A 5363-nucleotide genomic window follows, 5' to 3' on the forward strand; every position below is an offset into this window, starting at 1 on the left:
TTTTCAAAGGTGTAAGTTCCTGAAAGTAAGCCGTTATTAGGCGTAGAAACTATCTGAAAATAAATAGCATTGTCGCCATTTGCATTGTCTTCCCAAGTAAATTTTGGCATGATAGACGTTTCTTGGTTTACAATAACCTCATCTGTCCAAATGGTTGGTTTTGTGTTGTTTTTTGTGCGAATTGGGTTTGAAATTTTCACATCACCATCCAATTCAAAAGTCACAATTACCCATTGATCTTGGTCAAAATTTCGTGTAAATTGATAGATAAATCCATCAAAAAGTGCCGTTGAAGTGATTTGTAATTGATTGTAATTTGAATAATTATCTTTATCAACTGCAACGCTATTCGTTTCAAAAAAACGCACATTGGTCGCGCCTTCTTCCAAATAATAATATACATTTACAATAGCAGAATTTGTAGCATCACTTGCTGCACAGGCAATGACTGCGCCAGTTTCTATACTACGATTTTGAATCATAGCGGATAAAGTTGTTGTGTTCGTTTCTGACAACGTATCGTCTGATTGACATGATCCTATTGTCAAAAATAAAGTAGTGTAAAATATTATTCTTAGACGATTCATCCGTGTTGTTATTGATACATTTTATACGTTTCGCGGATCACTTTTTCCGCAGGTTTGTTTTGTGGTGTAAATTGATGATTTTCTAATCCGCCAGATTTTTCATAGTTATGAAACCATTTCCAAATAAATCCGCCAGCAAACCATTCTTCTTTCCAAAACTCGTTATACAAAGCTTGCAAAGCAATTTCTTGCGCTTTTAAATTGAGTACTTTTCCTTTTCTGCTAGAATCCCAAGGTTCTTTTCCTGTAAAGTCCATACTTCGATATCCGTATTCCGTAAAAATTACTTTTCGATCTAACTTTTTAGACAAGGCAACAATTTTTTCTTTGTGTGGCTGCCATCCTTTTTGCAAAGTTTCTAATGAAGGCATTTTTTCTTCACTTAGCGGAAAATACGCATCAATTCCTATAAAATCTAAAGATTTCCAAAATGGAACTTTGTCGAAAGCATCCCAATTTTCTGCATACGTCAGTTTTCCTTTGTACACTTTTTTTACTTTCACAATTAACTGATTCCAAAATTCTGGTCGTGCCGCTACAAACTTGTGCAATTCGGTACCAATACAATACATTTCTGCGTTGATTTCTTGCGCCAAACTCGCATATTCTAGAATAAAACTCTCGTAAGAAGCTTCAAACTGTTTCCAGGTTTCTTCCGATTCCATCGAAATAAGTCCAGTAAATTCACCATTCCAAACCCAAATTTGCGGCTTTATCATGATTTTGATATTGTTCTTTTGCAATAGTTCTGCGTACTGCTTGGCTCCTTTTCGTGTTTCGCCAAACCATTGACGGTCTGTATTGTGAATAACTTCGGTAGCGGTTAATTTTTTTAAAAAACCAAAAGGCATTATTGCGGCATAATTAGCGTTCACATTTATCACAGGATCTACATGTGTTTGATCGATTACATCGCGTGAAGCCACAAAGCTTACACCATTTATTTTTTGAGTTTGACTAGTACATGAAAATTGTAATAAGCCAAAAAATATACAAAGGAGTCTAAATTTCACAATTATAAATTTATTAACCCGTGTGCATTTTGATGAAATTCGTTAATTCGAGTGAATTTTGTATTGAGAATAGCTGTTCTTCACAAGAAATATGTTCTCGATACGATTTTTCGTATCTCAAAATCACTCGAACTAACGTTTCATTATACTTTTGAGTTCAAAATGTACTACAGATTTTATTAGACTCCTAAAATACTATATTTCCTAGAATAGCGCTCTTAAACCTATGCTAAAAGTTTGTCCTAATCCTTGAAAGTTGCTTCCACGTACAAACTTATCAAATGAAGCTTCTACGTTTAATACGTCTGTCAGTTGGTATTTTGTTCCAATTCCTAAAGAGGTTGAATTTTGCGCAAAATTGTTTCCTAAATCAATTAAAAATGCTTGTTTCGTATTTACATATACTGTTGATTTTGGTGAAGGAAAGTAGCTTAAAAATACACCTAATGGTAAAAATAAACTATTGTTTGCAAAACGCTCACCTACATTAGAATCTGCATCTGCGTCTTCACTTTTTTCTCCAAAGTTAAATCCGAAATCAGCTTGCGTAAATAATTGCCATTTATCTTGTCCGAATGTTTTGTCGTAGAAAAATTTTGTTTCCCAAAACACACTTCTTTTGTCTAAATATGGCGCATTTGCTTTGTCTTTAAAGATTGGCAAATAGATAGAACTCGTAAACGAGAAATTTGAAATATTTTTAAACGGCTGCACACGAATTGATGGTGCAATTGTTGTTAATCCGCTTCTTGAAGTTGCATCGTCTCTAAAATTAAAAACGTCTAATGCGCCAGCACCGCCAAATGTGTTAGATCGTACTTGAAAAATAAATCCGATATTCACACGACGACTATCGCTAATTCCTGTATAAATTTCTGTGGTGTTTGTAAAGAATGTTTCTCTCGGAATAGTTACCGAATTGCTTTCTGCATCCGTACGTTCGGTTTGTGTATAAATACTGTTGAAGAATTTAATATCCCATTGTCCTTTTTTCAATAATTTTGAAGGTGTAAACTCTTGAATATTTGTTAAGTCACCTGTTGTGTCATCATCTTCGTCTTCTTGGGCAGAAGAAAAGCTTACGAATAGTAAGGCAATTGCAGTTATGAATAAGTTTTTAGTGTTCATTTTTATTTTTTTTGTTGATTTGTTGATTTGTTGATTTGTTTTTTTGTCAATTTGTTCACACTAAGCTTTTGGAAGTGTTGATTTGTTTATCAAAGTACTTCTCGATACAATTTTCTTGGGAAAATCACTCGAAGTGACGTTTGAAAGCAATTTATAGTTCAGTATTTCAAATTTCTATCTTTACGTCTTTGCGAGAGTTTTGAAAAAACTAGTGGCAATCTTTTTCTCTAGTAACAGATTATTTCGTTTGATTCAATTTCCAGTTATACGGATAATAGCTGATTTTCGATTTTTTTTCGATTTTTTCTTTTCTGTATTTATTAATGAAATCGATTTCATTTCCGCTTTGCGTAAAATCTTCTTTGTACCATTTCATGATTTCAGAAAGTTGCACCCTTTTTTTACGTGCGTTTACTTTGATAAATTCGTCGCTATTCAAGGCAATTCGGGTTTGTGTTTCCAATTGTGCATCTAACGTATTTGGTAGGTATGCTTCTGCGATTATTGGCGGACAACCAAGTCCTGCACAAACTAATACAAAGTGAAAACGCGCATCGTTAAACTGTCCGCGTAACAACTTATGTTCAATGTCGTTTAGTGTAATTTTTTTTCCGCCAACGGAATGTTTTGTTTTGTCAAAAAATCCTTTAATATCCAAAGGCGATTTTACAGGATATTTATTGACAATTCCTTTAATTACAGATAAGTTATAGACATTAATCCAAAACGCTTGGTACGTATTTGCATCACTTTTAGCAACCGTAATACTATTGGTAGAAGCCAAAATCTTTTCCAATTCGGCAGAATTCGCTTTAATAGCTTTATAATTTACGCGTCCGTTGGTTACATATTCTTTAAAAAATGCATCAGAAGACTTAAAAAAAGCGTCTGTATTTTGTGCAAATCCAATTGTAGTAAAGCACAATATGAATAATGTGATGATTTTATATTTCATGTGTTTATATTTATTGTTTTTTTATGTGTCACATGTAGCTTCCACAGAATTATTTTCTTGGGTATCGAAATCTCGTTATGGAAGTTTCATAGCAATTTTTTCAATATTAATTTCAATTTCTAATGATTGATAAGTCCGCAAAAAAACAAGGAACTTACAAACTTTCTTAAAAAAATTTCTGTTTCGTATCAAATTGATTTTTAAACGCCAAACAAGTTGGTTGTTTTGTAAAATCCTTACAAAAATAAATTAATTTATAATAATTCTAAATTCCTTATCTTGCCTTAAGTTCTTGATAGTACTTTCGACAGAATTCGCAACATGAGTTCGTTCTCACAAAATCAAGAACGCACTAACCAATCAACTTTTTATGGAACACATTGTAATTATAGGTAATGGAATTTCAGGAGTGACGGCTGCCAGACATATTCGAAAGCTTTCCGACAAACAAATTACCATTATCTCGGCCGAAACTGATTATTTTTTCTCGCGTACAGCGCTCATGTATATTTATATGGGACACATGAAGTTTGAGCATACACAACCGTATGAGAATTGGTTTTGGAAAAAAAATCGTATCGAACTTAAAAAAGGCTTTGTAAAACAAGTAAAAGACGCTTCAAAAGAATTGGTTTTTGCTAGTGGAGAAACCATGAAGTACGACAAACTCATCATTGCAACAGGTTCAAAACCAAATAAATTTGGCTGGCCAGGACAAGATTTAGATGGCGTAATGGGCATGTACCACAAACAAGATTTAGAAAATTTAGAGAAATATGCACCTGATAATAAAGTGTGTAACCGCGCTGTCATTGTCGGTGGCGGATTGATTGGAATTGAATTGGCTGAAATGCTACAAAGTCGCGATATTCCCGTAACGTTTTTAGTGCGTGAAAATAGTTTTTGGAACGGCGTTTTGCCTGCGGGCGAATCAGCAATGATTAACGAACATATAAAAGAACACCATATTGACTTGCGCTTGGGCGTGAATTTACAAGAGATAAAAGCAGACGAAAACGGAAAAGTAAAATCGATTATCATCAAAGAAACTGGCGAAGAAATTCCTTGTACAGTTGTTGGACTGACAGCAGGAGTTGCGCCAAATATCGATTTCTTAAAAGAATCCAATATTGAACTCGGACGCGGTGTCAAAGTGAATCGACGCTTAGAAACCAACGTAAAAGATATTTATGCTATTGGCGATTGTGCCGAGCAACACGAACCTATTGGACAACGCAGACCTATTGAAGCCGTTTGGTATACAGGTCGTATGATGGGCGAAACCTTAGCACAAACCATTTGTGGGAATCCTAGAGATTACAATCCTGGAAATTGGTTCAACTCTGCAAAGTTTTTAGACATAGAGTATCAAACCTACGGTTGGGTTTTTGGCGAACGCGGACGACCTGATTATGAACAACATTTTCACTGGAAACATCCTAAAAAACATATTTGCATCACAATTGCATTTCACAAGGAAACCAACCTTTTCTTAGGAATTAACACCTTTGGAATTCGCATGCGTCATCATAGTTTTGACAAATGGCTTACTGAAAAACGCTCTGTCGAATATGTGTTAGCACATTTAGCAGACGCCAATTTTGATCCTGAATTTTACAAACTACACGAAAAAGAAATTGTTTCACAATTCAATCTGGCTCACAACACGAACGTTCAACT

5 protein-coding genes are annotated in these 5363 nt (G+C 34.5%); 1 reads left to right on the plus strand and 4 read right to left on the minus strand.

Features of this window, described 5'->3' with window-relative positions; translation table 11 throughout:
• The 4 genes from AB8B65_RS17000 to AB8B65_RS17015 form a co-directional block, all read right to left on the minus strand.
• The coding region (locus AB8B65_RS17000) for a hypothetical protein (RefSeq protein ID WP_405302477.1) at window positions 1-482 on the minus strand (482 nt) is incomplete at its 3' end.
• 113 nt (window positions 483-595) lie between these two features.
• On the minus strand, window positions 596-1600 hold the full coding sequence (locus AB8B65_RS17005; RefSeq protein WP_405302478.1) for a glycoside hydrolase family 113: 1005 nt from the start codon (window positions 1598-1600) through the stop codon (window positions 596-598).
• 204 nt (window positions 1601-1804) lie between these two features.
• Entirely contained in the window at window positions 1805-2728 is a 924-nt protein-coding gene (locus tag AB8B65_RS17010; protein ID WP_405302479.1) for a hypothetical protein, read from the minus strand.
• Between the two features lie 238 nt (window positions 2729-2966).
• Entirely contained in the window at window positions 2967-3683 is a 717-nt protein-coding gene (locus AB8B65_RS17015; RefSeq protein WP_405302480.1) for a DUF547 domain-containing protein, read from the minus strand.
• A gap of 370 nt (window positions 3684-4053) precedes the next feature.
• Between AB8B65_RS17015 and AB8B65_RS17020 the strand changes: the two genes are divergently transcribed.
• A partial coding sequence (locus tag AB8B65_RS17020; protein WP_405302481.1) for an NAD(P)/FAD-dependent oxidoreductase occupies window positions 4054-5363 on the plus strand: 1310 nt, incomplete at its 3' end.

Source organism: Kordia sp., assembly GCF_045105435.1.
Taxonomy (GTDB): Bacteria; Bacteroidota; Bacteroidia; order Flavobacteriales; family Flavobacteriaceae; genus Kordia.